Origin of the sequence: Pseudomonas sp. PB103 (genome assembly GCF_009764635.1) — a bacterium.
Classification (GTDB): domain Bacteria; phylum Pseudomonadota; class Gammaproteobacteria; order Pseudomonadales; family Pseudomonadaceae; genus Aquipseudomonas.
Window position 1 is genome coordinate 56,847 of record NZ_RWIL01000050.1, and the last position, 19,000, is coordinate 75,846.

A 19,000-nucleotide genomic window follows, 5' to 3' on the forward strand; every position below is an offset into this window, starting at 1 on the left:
CGGGCGGCAAAGAAGCTGGCAATACGCCTCATGCCTTTTTAATCGCAATTTCTTAAAGCTCCATATGAAATGGATCTAAGCCAAGCGTGACGCGGGCCCTAAGGTAGTACTTGTACGTCAGAGTCGTCGGGTTTTGCCGAGGCCGGCGTCCTTCAACAGGAAGTGCACCGCTTGCCGTCATGGATATGCAGGCAGGCATCAGGAAATAACAATAAAGGCGGTCAAGCCATGTTCAAACAACCGAAAGTTCGTCAAGCAGGGCTCATTCTTTTCGCCACGACGCTGTTGTTGATTTTGCCGAATCTGACCAAGGTCATCGGCTGAATCGAGCGGCAGGTAGATCTATCGCCACTGAATATGTGACTGGCCCGCTACCCGGGCCAGCGTGGGTGTGCCAACCTTTGCGCACATACACGACATGGACGGCGATCATTTGAAAGCGCTCATCGTATTCGGGGCCCTGCTGCTGAGCATGCCCTTGTCTGCCGCGCAGTTGCACTTGCAACTGGGCGAAAACAGTCGCACCTGGCAGACCGAGGAGTTGCTCAAGCATCCTCAGGTGCAAAGCATCACCATAAAAAACGATGTGTCCTACAAGAAGGACATGGTCTATCGCGCCGTGCCGGTGGCTGCGTTGTTGACCGGGATTAAACCCGAGGATCATCTGCAAGCAGTCGCACTGGACGGCTTTGCTGCGGAATTGGCGGCGGCGCCATTGCTCAATGGCGAAGGCGCCCGAGCCTGGCTGGCGATTGAAGATCCGGCGCATCCGTGGCCACCGTTGTCGAAAGACAAGCACAGCGCCGGACCGTTTTATCTGGTGTGGACGAATCCGCAGGCGGGCAACATCAGCCCCGAGCAGTGGCCGTTTGAAGTGGCGAGCATCAAGCGCATGGCGCCGGTGGCCGAGCGCTTCCCTGCTCTGCTGCCGGATCCGGCGTTGAAGAAAGATGATCCGGTGAATCTGGGTTTTGCGTTGTTTCAGAAGAATTGCCTGGCGTGTCACCGATTGAACGGTGCGGGGGATGCGCAGTTCGGGCCGGATCTGAATATTCCTTACAGTCCGACGGAGTATTTCGGGGTGGATTTCTTGAAGCGATATATTCGTGATCCGCAGAGTTTGCGCCAGTGGCCGCAGGCGAAGATGCCGGGGTTTTCGGCAGAGGTGTTGCCGGACGGGGATCTGGATTTGCTGGTGGGTTATCTCAAGCACATGGCCGGACGCAAAATTAAGCCCTGAAACCTTGAGCCTTGGGTGGCTATCTCTGGCCTCATCGCTGGCAAGCCAGCTCCCACAGGTTATGCGCTGACTTTGAATCAGCGGTAATCCTGTGGGAGCTGGCTTGCCAGCGATTGCGGTACCTCGGATCTACTGTTGTTGCACGGAAATGACTGGGGTGGGTGAGACGAATACTTTCGCGTGCATCTGCTCGCAGCCGCCGCCCCGGCGCATGCCGCGCACCGGGCAGGCGTCGAGGTAATCCAGACCCACCGCCAGCTTCAAATGCCGCTCCGGCCGCGCCAGTTCGTTGGTCACGTCAAAGCTGTACCACGCATCATCCAGCCACGCTTCGGCCCAGGCATGGCTGGCCAGATGCTCGCAATCCTCGCTGTACAAATACCCCGACACGTAACGCGATGGCACGCCCAGACTGCGCGCGCAGGCGAGAAACGCGTGGGTATGATCCTGACAAACCCCGGCACGCCCGGCGAAGGCTTCAGCGGCGCTGGTGTCGACTTCGGTGGAGCCCGGCGTGTAGGTCATGTGCTGATTCAAGCCGTGCATCAGATCGATCAACGCCGTGCGGTCGCGCCGCCGCTTGCAGGACTTCTCGGCGAATGCGCGCAAGGCCTCATCGGCCTCGGTCAACCGGGTAAAGCGCAGGAAAGGCAGCGCCGACTGGCTCTCGTGTTCAGCCTCGCGCATTTCATCGATATCAACCTGACCGCGCGCGCCGATGATGATCGCTTCGTGCGGTTCGTCCATGGTCAGCACATGCAGGATGTTGCCGAACGGATCGAGTTGCGCGCGCACCGGACGCGGCAGGTCGAGTTGCCAGCTCAGCACATGTTGGCGCTCGCTGTCGTGGGGGGTCAGCCGCAGGTACTGGATGCTCGCCCGCACCTTATCTTCGTAGTGATAGGTGGTCTCGTGGCTAATGGAAAGTCTCATGCAGCCTCCAGGTAGGAACTGTGAATGGCGTTACCCAACTGGCGCACCAGCGGGATGAATTCGGTCAGCCAGGCGTGCAGGCCTTCCTCGAGGATTTCGTTGATACCGGTATAGCGCAGGCGCGCGTCCATTTCCGCCGCCAGACGTTGCGCGGGACGCCCGTTGGCACCGGGCAGTTGCGCGAGAATCTGGTCAATCTCTTCGGTGCAGGCCCTGAGCGAACGCGGTACATCGGCGCGCAACAGCAGCAACTCGGCGACGTGCCGGGCGCCCGGCGCATCACGGTAGATTTCGGTGTAGGCCTCGAACGACGACAGCGCACGCAGCAAGGCACTCCATTGGTAGTACGCGTGGGCCGTGCCGTCGCTGACCGCTTCGGCCTGATCGCCGGCCATTTCGTAGCGTGCATCGAGAAGCCGCAGCGTGTTGTCCGCGCGCTCGATAAACGTCCCGAGACGAATGAAACGGAACGCATCGTTACGCATGATCGTGCCGTAGGACGCGCCACGAAACAGGTGCGAACGCTCCTTGATCCATTCGCAGAAACGGCTCATGCCATAACGGCTCAAGCCCTGCTCGGCGATCCCGCGAATCTCCAGCCACGTCGAGTTGATGTTCTCCCACATGTCCGCCGTGATACGTCCGCGCACTGCATGGGCACTGGCCCGTGCGGCGCCGAGGCAGCTGTAGATGCTCGCCGGGTTGGCCGCATCGAGGGCAAAAAAGTGCAGCAGGCGTTCGGCATGCAATGCGCCGTGACGCTCCAGATAATCCTCAAGGGTGCCGGTGATCAACAGCGGCATTGCCAGTTCGTGCAAGCCATCACCGCGACCGTCCTGCGGCATCAGCGACAGCGAATAACTGACGTCGAGCATCCGGGCGAGGTTTTCCGCTCGCTCCAGGTAACGCGACATCCAGTACAGATCCGAGGCAGTTCTACTTAACATGGCAAGCTTCCTTCAATCCTCGACCACCCAGGTGTCCTTGGTTCCGCCGCCCTGGGAGGAATTCACCACCAGAGAGCCTTCGCGCAGCGCGACGCGGGTCAAACCGCCGGGCACCACGCGGGTTTCACGTCCCGACAAGACAAACGGACGCAAGTCGATATGGCGCGGCGCGATGCCGTTTTCGACAAAGGTCGGGCAGGTCGACAGCGACAGTGTCGGTTGCGCGATGTACGCATGGGGTTTGGCTTTGATGCGCTCGCGAAAGGCATCGATTTCCGCCTTCGTCGACGCCGGCCCCACCAGCATTCCGTAACCGCCGGAGCCCTGGGTTTCCTTGACTACCAGATCTGGAAGATTGGCCAGCACGTGGGAAAGTTCAGAGGGGTTGCGACATTGCCAGGTCGGCACGTTCTTCAGGATCGGCTCTTCGTCCAGGTAAAACCGGATCATGTCGGTGACAAACGGATAGACCGATTTGTCGTCCGCCACGCCGGTGCCGATGGCGTTGGCCAACACGACGTTGCCGGAGCGATAGGATGACAAAAGCCCCGGTACGCCAAGCATTGAGTCCGGGTTGAACGCCAGCGGATCGAGGAACGCGTCGTCAAGACGACGGTAGATGACGTCCACCGCTTTCGGGCCGTCGGTGGTGCGCATGAAGACTTTGTCGTCACGCACGAACAGGTCCGCGCCCTCGACCAGTTCCACGCCCATTTCCCGTGCGAGAAACGCGTGTTCGAAGAACGCGCTGTTGAAGCGCCCCGGCGTCAGCACCACTACGCTCGGGTCGTCGATGGGGCTGGAGCTTTTCAGGGTGTCGAGCAGCAGGTTCGGGTAGTGATCGATTGGCGCAATGCGCTGGGCGGCGAACAGCTCCGGGAACAGGCGCATCATCATCTTGCGGTCTTCGAGCATGTAGCTGACGCCGCTCGGTGTGCGCAGGTTGTCTTCGAGCACGTAATACGTGCCGTCGCCGTCGCGCACCAGATCGACACCGGAGATGTGCGAATAAATATCGCGGTGCAGATCCAGGCCCTGCATCGCCAACTGATATTGCTCGTTGGCCAATACCTGTTCGGCAGGAATGATCCCGGCCTTGATGATGCGCTGCTCGTGATAGAGGTCGGCGAGAAACATGTTCAGCGCCTTGACCCGCTGGATGCAGCCGCGCTCGACGACCCGCCATTCGCTGGCGGGAATGCTGCGTGGAATGGTGTCGAAAGGAATCAGGCGCTCGGTGCCCTGCTCGTCCCCGTAGAGCGTGAAAGTGATGCCAGCGCGATGGAACAGCAAGTCAGCCTCGCGTCGCCGCTGGGCCAGCAGCTCGTCAGGCGTGTCGGCCAGCCAGCGGGCGAACTCCCGATAATGCGGGCGAACCTGGCCGCCGGCATCGTACATCTCATCAAAATAGGTGCGGATCATGCCGTACTCCTTGTCACCCGGACATACAGGCCTTCGCAAGGCCCGTGCCATCGGCATAAACGCTTTGATTTCAATCGGTTGGATATTCACGCCACAGACACCGCACCATTCCTGTGCGGCAAATGCCCCAAGCCGATTGCCCCCGCTTCATTGCGACGCACTGCATCGCCTATCACCAGCATAGTCAGAGTTGATTTCACTGCCCGGCACTGCTTGCGGATAATCCGCGCATTCGCTGCAAAACTTCCCCGCCCACAGCGCCGCGAAGTCGCCAGCTCAACTGACCTGGACTGCCCTCGCAGCCCGCCCCGCTGTAACCCTGAGCGGTTTCCTCTCCTTCTCGGTCTTCCCTTTTAGCCACCCTCTCCGGTGGCTTTTTTTTGCCTTTTGGAAATGTTTTGAAAGCAAAAGCAAAAGATCGCAGCCCCCGACAGCCCCACACAATCACATGTAGGAGCTGCCGAAGGCTGCGATCTTTTGATCTTCAAAAATGGCAACGGCCAACCCAGAGGTCAGCCGTTAGTAATCAAATAACCTGAAATCAATTCAACCGGTGGCGGCTACGCACCTCCTGTTTCACGCCCCATCCCTCGATTATCCCGCCCAAGGGTTCGACCACCGCCGAAAAGCCCTGCTCGAAATCGCCAATATCGTCATACGTCGCATACATCACTTTGCTCAATTCCAGCGCCCACGCGCCGTCATCGCGCACGCTGACCTGGGCATTGATGGACTCACCACGAAATTTGCCTGCCGCCCTGCGCGCCCGCTCCTCGTCCGGGAAAATGGCGTAGAACTCGATGGGATGGAATCGGGAAAAATCGAAACCGCCTTCTTTCATGCGGCGCAGAACATTGCTGCTGATGTCTTCTTGATAGGCTGTGCTCATGAATCGTCCCCCTCACATAGATGGATAGACTTTCCGTATTCCCGCCCCGGGCCTCTGGCCAAAGTACGACGGCAACGTGGTTGCACGCGGGAACAAGCATGTAGCTGACAAGACCAGACCTTAGCGATCCGTTCGCTGATCTCGCTTGCAGAGTAGCCCCAAGTCAGAGCTGCTGCCAAGGCCTGGTGTCAAGGTGACAGGAAGAATGTCAGACGGGAGTGATGCTGCGGATTTCAATGCTGTTCTGGGTTTTCAGGCTTTTCGCCCCGGCGTCGGGGGTGCGCCCTTCCAGATCGTTCAGATCCAGTGCGGCGGCCACGGGCAGAAGCTTCGCCTTGATCAGTTGAGCGGCCTCATCGTCACTGGGGCATTCCGCGCGCTCAAACACCTCATCGACAATTTCACCATGATCGTCCACGAAAGTGACTTTCCACTTTTGCATCGGTGCCTCCTCGATCAAACCCGCAAATGGGCTTACACCTAAATCGACTGGTGCGCCGAAAGTTGGTTCAAAAGGATTACAACGCACGAACATGAAAAAAACGACATCGTGGAGATGCGCCGCGAATTTTGCACGCAACCATTGTGGTGAGGGGATTTACCTGTGGTGAGGGATTTATCTGTGGCGAGGGGATTTATCCCCGATGGGATGCGAAGCGTCCCCAAAACCAGCCAACGCGGTTCATCAGGCAGACCGCGTTTGCCGGGTTTACGACTGCTGCGCAGCCGGTCGGGGATAAATCCCCTCACCACAGGGGATCCATACACAAATGAAAAATAGTGGGATCAGTCGTTGCTTGGCTTGTTGATCGCTTGCAGCACGTACTGCGGCAAGGCGAACGCGCCGATGTGGATTTCCGGGTTGTAGTAGCGCGTGACGATGCCGCTGCCGATGAAGCGCTGTTGCAGGGTTTCACGGCTGAGCTTGCGGTAGGCCGGGTTGGTCGAACCCCACGCAAATGTCATCGAACCACCGATGTAGGTCGGCACCGCCGCTTGGTAGAAGTGCCAGTCCGGGAACAGGCTTTTCAGGCGACCGGCGGTGGTTTTCACTTCGTCGATCTGCATGAACGGCGTGCCGTTCTGGGTCACGAGGATGCCGCCTTCGTTCAGGCAGCGGTGGCAGGCCTGATAGAAGTTCTCCGAGAACAGAACTTCGCCCGGGCCGATCGGGTCGGTGGAGTCGGAGATGATCACGTCGAATTTTTCCGTGGTGGTGGCGACGAAACGCATGCCGTCGTCGATCACCAGGTTCAGCCGTGGATCGTCGTAAGCACCGCTGGAGTGGTTCGGCAGGAATTCTTTGCACATGTCGACGACGGTGCCGTCGATCTCGACCATGGTGATGTGCTCGACACCGGCATGCTTGGTCACTTCGCGCAGCATGCCGCCGTCACCGCCGCCGATGATCAGCACGCGCTTGGCGCTGCCGTGGGCAAGGATCGGCACGTGGGTGAGCATTTCGTGGTAGATGAATTCGTCGGCTTCGGTGGTCTGGATCACGCCGTCCAGCGCCATCACACGGCCCATGCGCGGGTTCTGGAAGATCACCAGGTGCTGGTGTTCGGTGCGCACTTCGTGCAGCAGTTTTTCCATGCGAAAACGCTGGCCGTAGCCTTCGTAGAGGGTTTCCAGGTACTCGCTGGTTTTGGTGACGGTCATGGTCAAGTGCTCCGATGAATGCGCGGGCGTCAATCGTGGGGACGATTGCCCGGGAAAGGCGCGCATTCTACGTTGCCGAAGATGACAGGTCGAACCTCACAACCATAATCCCTGTAGGAGCTGCCGCAGGCTGCGATCTTTTGATCTTGTTTTTTTACAATCAACATCAAAAGATCGCAGCCTGCGGCAGCTCCTACATGGGTGCGGTCAGATCCGGACGTTGCCGCGCGGTCCGGCGATTGCCCAGATAATCAGGCCCAGCACTGGCAGGAGGATGATCAGCAGCACCCAGACGATCTTCATCCCGGTGGTCGCGCCGCTTTTCAGTACGTTGATGATGGCCCAGATGTCGAGGGCGAGGATGATCAGGCCAATCAGACCGTTGAACGTGGAACCCATGGTGTCGCTCCAGAATAGTGGCATGCACTTTTAGGATAGACGGTCGCGCGCAGGGTTCCCTTTTATTGCACTCAGACGTGAACGGCGACTTTCAGTGCTTCCAGCGACGGCGCAGCGCTGATGCCGACTTCGGCGCACAGTTCCAGCACCCGCGGCAAGTCGTTGCCGAAGACCAGCACCATTTGCAGCTCATCGTCGAGCAGCTGGCTGAAGTTCATCAGCGTGTAACCGCCGTTTTCCTTGTTCATGCTGCTCATCTGCACCTGTATGCGGTTGAGTGCGGTCAGGGCTTCGGTTTTCGCCAGTTGCTTGGGCTTGAGGTTGAAGTCGACGCCCGGGCCGAACGAGGCGACGATCTGCGCAAACAGGTCAACGTAGGTGTCGGCCTGGAACAGCACGGTTTCCGGCAGGCTGCCGACCACCACCCACTCGCCCAACGGGATCGGGAAGGTGTCGTCGTAGTTGATGTCGGGATTGGTTGTCAGAAAAGCACCGGCATCGGCGTAGGCCTGTGCGGCTTCGTCGGCGACGTTCAGGATCTCGTCCTCGGCCATGCAGCCGGAGCTGATTTTGCTGATGAGTTCGACGAGTGCGGCTTTCATGAGGGCGGATCCTGTGGAAGGTGAAATTTGAGGGCGCGGAGGATAGCGCACAACGCAAAAGATCGCAGCCTGCGGCAGCTCCTAAAGAGGGATCAGTGTAGGAGCTGCCGCAGGCTGCGATCTTTTGACCTTATCAACCCAACAATTTTTCCAGCTGCGCCGTGGTATCAACCGCGCCCATGGTGCGCGCCGCATCGAGTGCCGTCACGCCATTGGCGTCCTTGGCCTGTGCATTGGCACCTTTGCCGAGCAGGTAATCGACGATTTCAACACGGTTGAACATCGCCGCCATCATCAGCGCGGTACGGCCATCAAAAGACGAGCCTTCGATCTCGGCACCCGCCTCGACCAACGCCTTGACCACCGCCAGATCACCTTTGAACGCCGCGCCGGCAATCGGGCTCTGGCCGTTGCCATTGCGCATTTCCGGATCGGCTTGGTGTTTAAGCAGCACATTTACGGCGTCAACATGACCGTAGTAACTGGCGAGCATCAGCAGCGTGTCGCCCTTGCTGTTCTTCAAGTTGACCGGCAAACCGGCGCTGACCAGGCGATCGAGCATCTCGGCATCACCGTCGCGCGCCTTGTTGAAAACCTGCTCGGTGAATTCGGCAGCTTCTTCAGGGGTCATCTGGCGGCTTTGGTCGGACATGGGGCAACTCCACTTTCGGTCAATCGGAAAGCCGACAGTTTCCCGAGCGCGGCGAAAGCTGTCACCCCCTTTTTCTCAAAAGCGCTTATAGCCAGAATCAATAACGATGCTTGCCTTGATGAATTTCCGCCAACAGCTCATCGGTAACACGCACATAGGTATGAGTGCCGGGCAGCCATGCGTAGATCGGGTCATCGCCCGTCTGACCAGGGTCAAAGCCTTCATTTTTCAGGCGCGTTTTCTGATATTTGAAGGTGCCGGTGGTTTCCATTTTGACTTTCACCCGCAAGAACAACGGCACCGCATAGGCGGGCATGCGTTCGCGGGCAAACGTCAGTAACTCGGCAAAATCCAGCGTGGCCAAGGATTCTGCCGGGGTGATTGCCGCCATGCCGGCGCGGCCGTTGGTGTTGCGGATTTCCACGCCATACGCCACCGCCTCGGAGATATGCGGGTGTTGCAGCAACAGGTTTTCGACTTCCGTGGTGGAGACGTTCTCTCCCTTCCAGCGATAGGTGTCGCCCAGTCGATCGACAAATTGCGCATGGCCGAAGCCGATGTTGCGCAACAGGTCGCCAGTGTTGAAAAAGCGGTCGCCCTTGCTGAATACATCCTGCAACACGACCTTGGCGGTTTTCTGCGGATCGGTGTAACCGTCCAGCGGCGCTTTCTCGTCGATCCGCGCCAGCAACAGGCCCTGATCGCCCTTGCCGACCTTGCGCATAAAGCCGTCGTCGCTGCGGATCGGCTCGCCACTGTCATGGTCGTAGGCAACCAACTCCCAAGCCATCAGCGAGAAGCCGATGGTGTTGTCGAAATTGAGGACGTTGGTGAAACCGATGTTGCCGTCGCTCGCTGCGTACAGCTCACAGATGTGATCGACCGCGAAGCGCGTCTTGAACTCGGCCCAGGCGCCGGGGCGCAAACCGTTGCCGATCATCTTGCGCACCTCGTGGCGGTTGTCGTCGGCGCTGGCCGGTTGATCGACCAGATAACGGCACAATTCGCCGACGTAACCGATGGTGGTCGCGCGATAGCGGCGCACGTCGTTCCAGAACTGGCTGGCACTGAACTTGCGCCTGATCGCGAAGCCCGAGGCGCCGTTGACCGCCGAGCCCCAGCACACGCAAAGACCGGTGGCGTGGTACAGCGGCAAGGTGCAATAAACGACGTCGTCAGGGCCCATATTGAGGGCGATCAGGCCGAAACTGGCGGAGCTGCGCATCCAGCGGCCGTGCTTGAACACCCCGGCTTTGGGCAGGCCGGTGGTGCCTGAGGTGTAGATGTAGAAACACGGGTCGTCGAAAAACACCTGCTGGCTGCTCGGCGGATTATCGCTGCAGGCGTCGGCACTGGCGCTGATCAGATTGACGTAGCTGTCGGGCGCGATGCCCGGATGGCTGTAAGTGTCCTGATCGGCTACAAACCAGACCCGCTGGAGCACAATCGACACTTGCTCGCGCACGGCGGCAAATGCGGGCAGCAATTCTTCACCAACAACAATCGCCACCGGCGCCACCAGGTTCACGCTGTGGATCAGCGTGTCGCGCGTTTGCGAGGTGTTGAGCAATGCGCTGACCGCCCCGACCTTGGCCAGCGCCAGAATGGTCACCAGCAATTCCGGACGGTTTTCGATAAACACCGCGACCACGTCGCCCTTGCCGATGCCCTGCCCGCTCAGATAATGAGCGATGCGGTTGGCCCACTGGTTGACCTGTGCATACGTCAGCGACACATCGCCCTGCAATAACGCAGGCCCGTGCGGATTGCGCAGGGTCGCTTGCTCGAAGGTCCAGCCAAGGCCACAACTCTGTGTCGGATCCGTGACGTTGGCCACCTTCATGCCTTTGACCACCCGCGGGATGGCTTTGGCAATCATCGGCAGCTTGCGGAGCATCATGCCCCAGGTAATCGTGTCGCTTGGCGCGTGACTCATGGAAGCTCCCCGTTCGACCTTGACGTGCAGGCCGGTGTTTTTATTGTCGGGCAATGGCTGATACGACCGACGCATCCGAGCGCGGGCCGAGATCGAAAATACGTCAGCGCTTCTCGGGCTGTACACGCGGTTTTTGCAATGTTTTGTATCCGCTGACGTGGCGGGCGCGGAGATGATCTCCGGGTCAGCGTTTGGTTCCGTAGAAATGATCACGATCCCGCAAAATGCAGGATGCACGATGGCCACTCATGCAGATTGCACGACGCCTTGAAAAACCATTATTTTCAAGTCATTGATTTATAACGATATTTTTTTAATCGAATGCTGGCACAAACTCTGCAACCTCCTCTGCATGCTTGCCATTCAAGTGCATACGGAGCTGAAAGACATGAGCCTGATCCAAGAAAAATTTACCTCCCTGTTCTCCAACTTCGACGTCACCACTGCGCCACGTCCCGATGGCGGGATCCTGCTGACCTTGCGCAGCAGCGATGGCAAAGTGTTCAAGCGTGCACTGACGTATCAACAACTGCATGCTGGCGACCAACTGTCGTGGGCGATCAGCGCGATTCGTCGTGACCTCGCGGAACAAGCCAGTGAGCTGCCGCAAATCGCCATGCTGCAAAGCCAGCAGCGTTTTGCTCTGCCGACGTATCACTCGCTGTAAGTTTTAAACCGCCTTAAACAAAACAGGCCGTGGAGCTCTCGCTTCACGGCCTGTTTTTTTATGCGCGATCACTATCGCAATCGCGAACTCTATTGCGATCGCGATCTCAACTACGATCGCTAACTCTTTGTAGGAGCTGCGGAACGCTGCGATCTTTTGATCTTGTTTTTGAAGATCAGGATCAAAAGATCGCAGCGTGCCGCAGCTCCTACAGGGTTTTGTGTGGTTAGAAGGCTTCGGGTTCGATGGCGGTGAAGGTGTCGACGGTGATGTGGCTGCCCAACTCGCCGCCTTCGCGGGCCAAGCCGCAGGTTTGCAGGCCGGCCGATTGCGCGGCGTCGAGTTCTTCGACTATGTCGGAGAGGAACAGAATCTCAGCCGGCTCAACGCCGATGGCTTGCTGGATGTTGGTGTAAGACTGCGCCTCACGCTTGGGCCCCGACGTCGTATCGAAATACCCGCTGAACAGCGGCGTCAGATCCCCCGCCTCCGAGCAGCCGAAAATCAGTTTCTGCGCCTGAATCGAGCCCGACGAGTACACAAACAGTTGATAACCCGCAGCGTGCCAGCGTTGCAGCGCTTCGACCGCGTCCGGGTAAACGTGCCCTTTCAACTGCCCGGCGTGATAACCCTGCGCCCAGACCATACCCTGCAAGGCCTTGAGCGGCGTGGCCTTGCGATCTTCCTCGATCCAGCTCAAGAGAATCTCGACGACCCGCTCAACATCGGCTTGCGGTGCATTGCTGTCACGGCGCACGGCGTCTAGTTGCTCGGCGACATCGGCACGATCGGCGTTCTGCCGCACAAAGTCCGGCAGGTGTTTGGCCGCATACGGAAACAACACGTCAAACACGAAACTCACCGCGCTGGTGGTGCCTTCGATGTCAGTGACAATGGCTTTGATCGACATCGAATCAGTCCTCCAGACGCGGGAAACGACCGGCGATGTCTTCGCCGGTGAAATTGGCAACCCAGCCTTCAGGGTTGTTGAACAGGCGGATCGCGACAAAATGCGGATGTTCGCCCATGTCGAACCAGTGTTTGGTGCCGGCCGGTACCGAGATCAGATCATTCTTCTCGCACAGTACCGCGTAGACGTAATCGTCGATGTGCAGGGTAAACAGCCCACGACCGGCGACGAAAAAGCGTACTTCGTCTTCACCATGGCGATGTTCTTCAAGAAACTTGGCGCGCAGTTCGGCTTTTTGCGGGTGATCGCTGTTCAGGCTGATCACGTCGACGGTGATGTAACCGCGTTCGGTCATCAGTTTGTCGATCTGCTCTTTATAAGCGCTGATCACTTCTTCCTGGGTGGCGCCGGGCTGAATCTTCGCCGTGGCTTGCCAGCGGTCAAAGCGCACGCCCTGCTCGGCCAGGGTCGAGGCGATGTCTTCAAAGTGAGTCAGCACTTTGTTGGGAATGTCGGGGCTGGAGACGTGATAGACGGACAGGCTGCTCATTGGGGCAATTCCTCGGTATCGGCCTTGCCGTCCGGTTCTTGCAGACCGGTCGGGCACAGCATTTCATCAGGCAAATGGGCTACTTCTGGTGAAGTCAGCCTTGGCGGTTCATGACGCTGCGGGTTTTCAACTCGCATTCAAACAGAAATTCAAAGGCCTCGATCTGCCGCAGCGCGTCGTTCATCTGTGCGCCCCAGGTATAGAGGCCGTGGCCGCGAATCAGATAACCGACGCAATCGGGATGGGCGTCGAGCCAAGGCTGCACCTTGGCGGCGAGGCGCGCAATGTCCTGATCGTTGTCGAAAATCGGCACGCGCACCCGCGATTCGTGGGTAGAAACACCGCTGAAGGCTTTTTGCAGTTCGTAATCTTCGAACTCGATAAAGTCTTCCGGCGTCAGGCGCGACAGCACCGTGGCGTTGACCGAATGGGTGTGCAGCACCGCGCCGATCTCCGGACGCCAGCTATACAGCTGAGTGTGCAGCAGGGTTTCGGCGGAGGGCTTTTTGCCGGGTTCCAGACTGTTGCCGGAAAGATCGGTAGCGAGCACATCGTCCAGACCCAACTGGCCCTTGTGCTTGCCGGATACGGTGAGCAGCGCTTCACTCGGCGACAGGCGCGTCGAGTAATTGCTGCTGGTGGCCGGCGACCAGCCGCGACCATAAAGAAAACGCCCGGCGTCGACGATTTGCTGGGCGAGCTGTTCACGCGTAAGGCTCATGGCCTGTCCTCTTGCATACGTGTGGCAATGATAACGGCAGCGGCGAGTGCCGCGAGACTGGCAATACTAAAGGTCAATGTCGCGCCGAGGGCGTTCCAGCTGTAACCGGAATACAACGCGCCCATCGCGCCGCCAGTGCCGGCGAGTGCCGCGTACAGCGCTTGGCCCTGCCCTTGCTGGCGTGCGCCGAAGCTACGTTGCACGAACGCGATGGCAGCGGCGTGAAAACTGCCGAAGGTCGCCGCGTGCAGAATCTGCGCGAACAACAGCACCCAGAGAAACTCGGCGAACGAACCTAGCAGCAACCAGCGCAGCGCCGCCAGCAGAAAACTCGCCAGCAAGACGCGGCGCAGGGAAAACCGCGCAAGAATCCGGCTCATCGCCATGAACATCAGCACTTCGGCGACCACGCCCACGGCCCATAGCATGCCGATGGTGCCGCGTGTGTAGCCAAGTCGCTCAAGGTGCAAGGTCAGAAAGGTGTAATACGGGCCGTGGCTCATCTGCATCAGCGCCACGCAGCCATAAAACGCCAGCACTCCGGGATTGCGCAGTTGCTTGAGGAAACCCTCGCCGCTCGGCCGATTGCCTTGCGGCGGTTGCGCGTTCGGCACCCACAAGCTGCTGAGGACGATGCCGGCCATGATCAACACCAGCGCCGCCGGGTAGATGTCGAGGCTGAGCCATTCGAACAGACGACCGAGCACCACCACGGTGATGATGAAACCGATCGAGCCCCACAGGCGAATCTGGCTGTACCGCGAGGTCTGCCCCTGCAAATGCGCCAAGGTGATGACTTCGAACTGCGGCAGCACCGCGTGCCAGAAGAATGCGTGCAGCGCCATGACCATCGCCAGCCAGGCGTAGGTTTTGCTGACGAAAATCAACGAGAAGGTCAGCAGCGTACACACGGCGCCGAAGCGCACGATGGCCAGGCGTTTGCCGGTGTAGTCGCCGAGCCAGCCCCAGATGTTCGGCGCCACGCAGCGCATCAACATCGGGATGGCGACCAGTTCGCCGATCCGCGCCGGACTGAAGCCGAGGTGATCGAAGTACAGCGCCAGAAACGGCGCTGTCGAACCGAGCAAGGCGAAATAGAACAGATAGAAACTGGACAGCCGCCAGTAAGGGAGCGCCGCCACGGTTATGCCGCGACGGCTTTAAGGCCTGCCATCAAAGCTGACCCAGCACCGGCGTGCTCACGCGCACATCGGCGTTCTGGCCACGGTGACGCAGCAGGTGATCCATCAGCACGATGGCCATCATCGCTTCGGCAATCGGCGTGGCGCGGATGCCGACGCACGGGTCGTGACGGCCCTTGGTGATGACGTCGACCGGGTTGCCGTGGATGTCGATCGAACGGCCCGGGGTGGTAATGCTCGACGTCGGTTTCAAGGCCAGGTGCGCAACGATCGGCTGACCGGAGGAGATACCGCCGAGGATGCCGCCGGCATTGTTGCTGAGGAAACCTTGCGGGGTCATTTCATCACGGTGCTCGGTGCCGCGCTGGGCGACCGAAGCGAAACCGGCGCCGATTTCCACGCCTTTCACCGCGTTGATACTCATCAGCGCGTGCGCCAGTTCTGCGTCGAGACGGTCGAAAATCGGCTCGCCCAGACCCGGCATCACGCCTTCGGCAACGACGGTGATTTTCGCCCCGACCGAGTCCTGGTCGCGACGCAATTGATCCATGTAGGCCTCAAGCTCAGGAACCTTGTCCGGATCCGGGCTGAAGAAGGCGTTCTCTTCCACTGAATCCCAGGTCTTGAACGGGATTTCGATCGGGCCGAGCTGGCTCATGTAGCCACGAATGACGATGCCTTGGCTGGCCAGATATTTCTTGGCAATTGCACCGGCCGCTACGCGCATCGCGGTTTCGCGGGCCGAGCTGCGACCACCGCCACGGTAGTCGCGCTCGCCGTATTTGTGGTGGTAGGTGTAGTCGGCGTGGGCCGGGCGGAACAGATCCTTGATCGCCGAGTAGTCCTTGGACTTCTGGTCGGTGTTGCGGATCAGCAGGCCGATCGAGCAACCGGTGGTACGCCCTTCGAACACGCCGGAAAGGATTTCGACTTCGTCGGCTTCCTGGCGCTGGGTGGTGTGGCGGCTGGTGCCGGGCTTGCGGCGATCGAGGTCGCGCTGCAGGTCTTCGAGGGAGATCTCCAGGCCCGGCGGGCAGCCGTCGACAATGGCGACCAACGCCGGACCATGGCTTTCGCCCGCGGTGGTGACAGTGAACAACTTGCCGTAGGTATTGCCGGACATGCAGGACGCTCCGTGAAATCAAACCCAAATTCGTGATGCGCGCCAGTATACGCAGGCTAACCGAGTAGTTCATCCTCGAACCTTAGTGGTGCGGGTGAGTCCAACCGGCATCTTGGCGAATGATGGCGTGATGATGCTGCGAGTTTTGATCTTGAGTCTTACCCTGTTTACGGGCTTTGCCCAAGCGACGGTCCTACAACGCCCGGTAACTTTGGATACTGGCACCGGTGAGCTTTTCGGCTCACTGTTGCTGCCAAAGTCCGACAAGCCGGTGCCGGTTGTCCTGATCATTTCAGGCTCCGGCCCTACAGACCGTGACGGAAACAACCCCGACGGCGGGCGCAACGACAGCCTCAAACGGCTGGCGTGGGTGCTGGCCAAACATAATATCGCCAGCGTGCGTTACGACAAGCGCGGCGTGGCCGCGAGCCTGGCGGCGACGCCGGACGAGCGTAATTTGTCGGTCGAGGCCTACGTGGCCGACGCGCAGGCCTGGGCACGCAAGCTCAAGGCTGATCCGCGTTTCGGCCCGCTGATTCTGCTTGGCCACAGTGAAGGCGCGATGATCGCCACGCTGGCCGCGCCGAATGCCGAGGCGACGGCGCTGATTTCCCTGTCCGGCACTGCCCGGCCGATCGATCAGGTCTTGCGTGAACAACTGGCGCGCAGCCTGCCGCCGCCGCTGATGCTGCGCAGCAATGAATTGCTCGACAGCCTCAAGGCCGGCCACACCGATGACGATGTTCCACAACCGTTGCAGGTGATTTTCCGCCCGAGCGTGCAGCCGTATCTGATTTCGCTGTTCCGTCAGGATCCGGCCAAGGCGTTTGCGCAACTGAAGATGCCGGCGCTGATTATTCAAGGCAGCAACGACATTCAGGTCGGCGTTGATGACGCCAAGCTGCTCAAGGCCTCCAAACCGGACGCCGAACTGGTGGTCATCGAAGGCATGAACCACGTCATGCGCATCGTGCACAACGACATGAAGCGGCAATTGGCCTCGTACAAGGACCCGAATTTGCCGCTGGCCGCAGAACTGGGCAGCAAAATCATCGAGTTTATTGACGGACTTCGCACCCGTTAAACGCTGTTTGCCCTCCAGTCCTGCAAAAAACGGCCGATAAGCCTTTGTCGCCAGCGCTATGGCTGGCGGCAAGCAGGGCTTGGACAGGATCTCGCCGTTATGACTGATACCCAGACTTCACCCGACACCACCGCTGAAAAAGACGCATCGCCAGCGGCCGAGCTGCCGTGGGCGGATGTCCACGTCGAGCACCACAAGATGCTCCGCCTGGCCCCGTTGCAGACCGACCGCAATACCGGCGGCCGGCCTCTGCGCTTTGTCGAATTCGGCTACGCCGAGCGCAACAGCAAAGAAAAAAGCCTGATGCGCATGGCGATCAAACTGCCGAGCCAGCGCGTTCGCAAAGAGCAGAATCATCTCGATGTGTGGGTCGATCACACCACCAAGCGTGTGAGTTTCGGCCCGGACAGCGGCTTGCAGATTGAACCGCTGAATCGCGGGATCGGCCGTTTCATGGCCGCACAAGGCATCACCTGGGCGAAAAAGCGCTGGCCCGCCTACACCGTCGACGGCATGGACTTGAACAACAAGGATGCGCTGAACGAAGACACGCGCCTGCGTCGCGACCATTTTCTGCGCGTGCACGGTTTTGATGTGGTGTATGCCGATGCCCAGCATTTGAAGGGTAGCGTCAAGGATGTGCTGGTCGGCGATTTGCTCGGCGACTGGAACAGCGAAAAGCTGCAGATCGTCGAGATTCTTGAAGCGGCGCAGATGCTCCAGCAGGCCGAGCAGAATCTGGCCGAGCAGGAAGTGAAGCTGAAGAAGCAGGAAGACAAGGTCAGCAAGTTCAAGCGTGAAGACGCCGGGTTGCGGTTCACGATTACCTGTCTGGTGGCGTTTGCGGTGTTTCAGGCGGGGCTGTTGATCTGGATTGCCACACACCGGTAAAGATTCAAAACCGAGGCGCTCCCATCGCGGGCAAGCCACGCTCCCACAGGTTTTGCGCCGTACCCGAATGTTGCGGTACACACAAAAACCTGTGGGAGCGGGCTTGCCCGCGATGCTTTTAAGGGTCAGACGCGGGAAGCGAACAGGGCCTGGTGGTTGCGGCACTGCTCTGCCGTGAGCATGAACACGCCATGCCCGCCACGCTCGAATTCCAGCCAGGCGAAATCGACTTCCGGGTACAACGCTTCAACGTGTACCTGGCTGTTGCCCACCTCGACAATCAACAAGCCCTTCTCGGTCAGATGCTCCGCCGCTTCAGCGAGCATGCGGCGCACCAGGTTCAGACCATCGTCACCACAGGCCAGGCCCAGCTCCGGCTCATGCTGATATTCATCCGGCATGTCGGCGAAATCTTCTGCATCAACGTATGGCGGGTTCGACACGATCAGGTCGAAACGCTGACCCGGCAAACCATCAAAACCATCGCCCTGCACCGTGTACACACGTTCATCGACGCCATGGCGCTCGATGTTCTGATTGGCCACTTCCAGCGCTTCGAACGACAGATCCGCCAGCACCACTTCAGCGTTTTCGAACTCGTAGGCGCAGGCAATGCCGATGCAGCCGGAGCCCGTGCACAGGTCGAGAATGCGCGCCGGCTCAGTGCCGATCCACGGGGCAAAGTGGTTTTCGATCAGTTCGCCAATCGGTGAGCGCGGGATCAACACGCGCTCGTCGACGATAAACGACATGCCGCAGAACCACGCTTCGCCCAACAGGTAAGCGGTGGGAATGCGTTCTTCGATGCGGCGCTTGAGCAGGCGTTGCAGGTTGACCAGTTCGTCGTCTTCCAGCGCGCAATCAAGGTAGCTGTCGGCGATTTCCCATGGCAGGTGCAAGGCACCGAGCACCAACTGCCGGGCTTCGTCCCAGGCATTGTCGGTGCCATGGCCGAAAAACAGATCCTCCCCATGGAAGCGGCTGACGGCCCAACGGATGTGGTCGCGCAGGGTACGAAGTCGGGAAGTGATCACGGGGCAGAACTCCAGAAAAAACGACTGGCGATTCTATCAGCCAAAACGCGTGACGACGACGCAGGAAAAATTCCGAGCCGACAGTAGGAGTTTTCTGTTTTTTGCATCAGCTATTGAACAGAACGTGTAACTTGACAAGGCTGCAGGCCAATAACGACGGTGTCTACGATGGTAGCGATTCACAGAAGCGCTCAGC

Annotated in this window: 20 protein-coding genes; 4 read left to right on the top strand and 16 right to left on the bottom strand. The window is 59.2% G+C overall.

Annotated features, from left to right (window positions below):
- Positions 1-418: 418 nt before the first annotated feature.
- The gene (locus EJA70_RS09895) at positions 419-1,240 is read left to right on the top strand and encodes a cytochrome c (protein WP_158830653.1); all 822 of its coding nucleotides are present in this window, start codon (positions 419-421) and stop codon (positions 1,238-1,240) included.
- Positions 1,241-1,369: 129 nt separating this feature from the next.
- Here the strand turns inward: EJA70_RS09895 and EJA70_RS09900 are convergent, their stop codons facing one another.
- From EJA70_RS09900 to EJA70_RS09945, 10 genes are all read right to left on the bottom strand, one after another.
- The gene (locus tag EJA70_RS09900) at positions 1,370-2,173 is read right to left on the bottom strand and encodes a transglutaminase family protein (RefSeq protein WP_158830631.1); all 804 of its coding nucleotides are present in this window, start codon (positions 2,171-2,173) and stop codon (positions 1,370-1,372) included.
- Positions 2,170-3,120 carry an alpha-E domain-containing protein gene (locus EJA70_RS09905; protein ID WP_129391327.1) on the bottom strand — a complete coding sequence of 317 codons (951 nt, stop codon included), beginning with the start codon at positions 3,118-3,120 and terminating at the stop codon, positions 2,170-2,172. Before EJA70_RS09905 ends, EJA70_RS09900 begins: the two co-directional genes overlap by 4 nt.
- 12 nt (positions 3,121-3,132) lie before the next feature.
- A complete protein-coding gene (locus tag EJA70_RS09910; RefSeq protein ID WP_064118652.1) occupies positions 3,133-4,542 on the bottom strand; it encodes a circularly permuted type 2 ATP-grasp protein in 1,410 nt (469 codons plus the stop codon).
- Positions 4,543-5,083: 541 nt separating this feature from the next.
- Entirely contained in the window at positions 5,084-5,431 is a 348-nt protein-coding gene (locus tag EJA70_RS09915) for a ribonuclease E inhibitor RraB (RefSeq protein WP_008080948.1), read from the bottom strand.
- Positions 5,432-5,639: 208 nt separating this feature from the next.
- Complete coding sequence (locus EJA70_RS09920) at positions 5,640-5,873, bottom strand: hypothetical protein (RefSeq protein WP_008080946.1); 234 nt, start codon at positions 5,871-5,873, stop codon at positions 5,640-5,642.
- A 344-nt stretch (positions 5,874-6,217) separates the two neighbouring features.
- On the bottom strand, positions 6,218-7,093 hold the full coding sequence (speE, locus tag EJA70_RS09925) for a polyamine aminopropyltransferase (protein ID WP_008080944.1): 876 nt from the start codon (positions 7,091-7,093) through the stop codon (positions 6,218-6,220).
- Between the two features lie 207 nt (positions 7,094-7,300).
- A complete protein-coding gene (locus EJA70_RS09930; RefSeq protein ID WP_007914053.1) occupies positions 7,301-7,492 on the bottom strand; it encodes a PLDc N-terminal domain-containing protein in 192 nt (63 codons plus the stop codon).
- A 71-nt stretch (positions 7,493-7,563) separates the two neighbouring features.
- Complete coding sequence (locus EJA70_RS09935) at positions 7,564-8,094, bottom strand: hypothetical protein (protein WP_158830632.1); 531 nt, start codon at positions 8,092-8,094, stop codon at positions 7,564-7,566.
- 133 nt (positions 8,095-8,227) lie between these two features.
- The gene (locus EJA70_RS09940) at positions 8,228-8,746 is read right to left on the bottom strand and encodes an ankyrin repeat domain-containing protein (protein WP_158830633.1); all 519 of its coding nucleotides are present in this window, start codon (positions 8,744-8,746) and stop codon (positions 8,228-8,230) included.
- A gap of 97 nt (positions 8,747-8,843) precedes the next feature.
- Positions 8,844-10,682, bottom strand: a complete 1,839-nt coding sequence (locus EJA70_RS09945) for a long-chain-acyl-CoA synthetase (protein WP_158830634.1) — start codon at positions 10,680-10,682, stop codon at positions 8,844-8,846.
- 388 nt (positions 10,683-11,070) lie between these two features.
- Between EJA70_RS09945 and EJA70_RS09950 the strand changes: the two genes are divergently transcribed.
- On the top strand, positions 11,071-11,349 hold the full coding sequence (locus tag EJA70_RS09950; protein ID WP_008080936.1) for a DUF3509 domain-containing protein: 279 nt from the start codon (positions 11,071-11,073) through the stop codon (positions 11,347-11,349).
- A gap of 226 nt (positions 11,350-11,575) precedes the next feature.
- Here EJA70_RS09950 and mtnC read toward each other — a convergent pair whose 3' ends face one another.
- The 5 genes from mtnC to aroC all read right to left on the bottom strand — a co-directional run bounded on the left by mtnC (position 11,576) and on the right by aroC (position 15,795).
- Entirely contained in the window at positions 11,576-12,259 is a 684-nt protein-coding gene (gene mtnC, locus EJA70_RS09955) for an acireductone synthase (protein WP_158830635.1), read from the bottom strand.
- 4 nt (positions 12,260-12,263) lie between these two features.
- Positions 12,264-12,809, bottom strand: coding sequence for an acireductone dioxygenase (locus EJA70_RS09960; protein WP_158830636.1), 546 nt, complete (start codon positions 12,807-12,809; stop codon positions 12,264-12,266).
- Between the two features lie 94 nt (positions 12,810-12,903).
- On the bottom strand, positions 12,904-13,530 hold the full coding sequence (locus EJA70_RS09965) for a methylthioribulose 1-phosphate dehydratase (protein WP_008080933.1): 627 nt from the start codon (positions 13,528-13,530) through the stop codon (positions 12,904-12,906).
- Positions 13,527-14,672, bottom strand: a complete 1,146-nt coding sequence (locus EJA70_RS09970; protein WP_158830637.1) for an MFS transporter — start codon at positions 14,670-14,672, stop codon at positions 13,527-13,529. Before EJA70_RS09970 ends, EJA70_RS09965 begins: the two co-directional genes overlap by 4 nt.
- Positions 14,673-14,703: 31 nt before the next feature.
- Positions 14,704-15,795, bottom strand: coding sequence for a chorismate synthase (aroC, locus tag EJA70_RS09975; protein WP_008080929.1), 1,092 nt, complete (start codon positions 15,793-15,795; stop codon positions 14,704-14,706).
- A gap of 130 nt (positions 15,796-15,925) precedes the next feature.
- Between aroC and EJA70_RS09980 the strand changes: the two genes are divergently transcribed.
- Positions 15,926-16,879 carry an alpha/beta hydrolase gene (locus tag EJA70_RS09980; protein ID WP_158830638.1) on the top strand — a complete coding sequence of 318 codons (954 nt, stop codon included), beginning with the start codon at positions 15,926-15,928 and terminating at the stop codon, positions 16,877-16,879.
- Between the two features lie 99 nt (positions 16,880-16,978).
- Positions 16,979-17,770, top strand: coding sequence for a hypothetical protein (locus EJA70_RS09985; RefSeq protein ID WP_008080925.1), 792 nt, complete (start codon positions 16,979-16,981; stop codon positions 17,768-17,770).
- 125 nt (positions 17,771-17,895) lie between these two features.
- On the opposite strand, the gene prmB is transcribed toward EJA70_RS09985, so the two are convergent.
- A complete protein-coding gene (gene prmB, locus EJA70_RS09990) occupies positions 17,896-18,804 on the bottom strand; it encodes a 50S ribosomal protein L3 N(5)-glutamine methyltransferase (RefSeq protein WP_158830639.1) in 909 nt (302 codons plus the stop codon).
- Positions 18,805-19,000 lie beyond the last annotated feature (196 nt).

Bases quoted from the DNA above. Each gene is read 5' to 3' on its own strand.
- EJA70_RS09895 (WP_158830653.1), top strand. From the start codon at position 419: ATGGACGGCGATCATTTGAAAGCGCTCATCGTATTCGGGGCCCTGCTG.
- EJA70_RS09900 (WP_158830631.1), bottom strand. From the start codon at position 2,173: ATGAGACTTTCCATTAGCCACGAGACCACCTATCACTACGAAGATAAG.
- EJA70_RS09905 (WP_129391327.1), bottom strand. From the start codon at position 3,120: ATGTTAAGTAGAACTGCCTCGGATCTGTACTGGATGTCGCGTTACCTG.
- EJA70_RS09910 (WP_064118652.1), bottom strand. From the start codon at position 4,542: ATGATCCGCACCTATTTTGATGAGATGTACGATGCCGGCGGCCAGGTT.
- EJA70_RS09915 (WP_008080948.1), bottom strand. From the start codon at position 5,431: ATGAGCACAGCCTATCAAGAAGACATCAGCAGCAATGTTCTGCGCCGC.
- EJA70_RS09920 (WP_008080946.1), bottom strand. From the start codon at position 5,873: ATGCAAAAGTGGAAAGTCACTTTCGTGGACGATCATGGTGAAATTGTC.
- speE (WP_008080944.1), bottom strand. From the start codon at position 7,093: ATGACCGTCACCAAAACCAGCGAGTACCTGGAAACCCTCTACGAAGGC.
- EJA70_RS09930 (WP_007914053.1), bottom strand. From the start codon at position 7,492: ATGGGTTCCACGTTCAACGGTCTGATTGGCCTGATCATCCTCGCCCTC.
- EJA70_RS09935 (WP_158830632.1), bottom strand. From the start codon at position 8,094: ATGAAAGCCGCACTCGTCGAACTCATCAGCAAAATCAGCTCCGGCTGC.
- EJA70_RS09940 (WP_158830633.1), bottom strand. From the start codon at position 8,746: ATGTCCGACCAAAGCCGCCAGATGACCCCTGAAGAAGCTGCCGAATTC.
- EJA70_RS09945 (WP_158830634.1), bottom strand. From the start codon at position 10,682: ATGAGTCACGCGCCAAGCGACACGATTACCTGGGGCATGATGCTCCGC.
- EJA70_RS09950 (WP_008080936.1), top strand. From the start codon at position 11,071: ATGAGCCTGATCCAAGAAAAATTTACCTCCCTGTTCTCCAACTTCGAC.
- mtnC (WP_158830635.1), bottom strand. From the start codon at position 12,259: ATGTCGATCAAAGCCATTGTCACTGACATCGAAGGCACCACCAGCGCG.
- EJA70_RS09960 (WP_158830636.1), bottom strand. From the start codon at position 12,809: ATGAGCAGCCTGTCCGTCTATCACGTCTCCAGCCCCGACATTCCCAAC.
- EJA70_RS09965 (WP_008080933.1), bottom strand. From the start codon at position 13,530: ATGAGCCTTACGCGTGAACAGCTCGCCCAGCAAATCGTCGACGCCGGG.
- aroC (WP_008080929.1), bottom strand. From the start codon at position 15,795: ATGTCCGGCAATACCTACGGCAAGTTGTTCACTGTCACCACCGCGGGC.
- EJA70_RS09980 (WP_158830638.1), top strand. From the start codon at position 15,926: ATGATGCTGCGAGTTTTGATCTTGAGTCTTACCCTGTTTACGGGCTTT.
- EJA70_RS09985 (WP_008080925.1), top strand. From the start codon at position 16,979: ATGACTGATACCCAGACTTCACCCGACACCACCGCTGAAAAAGACGCA.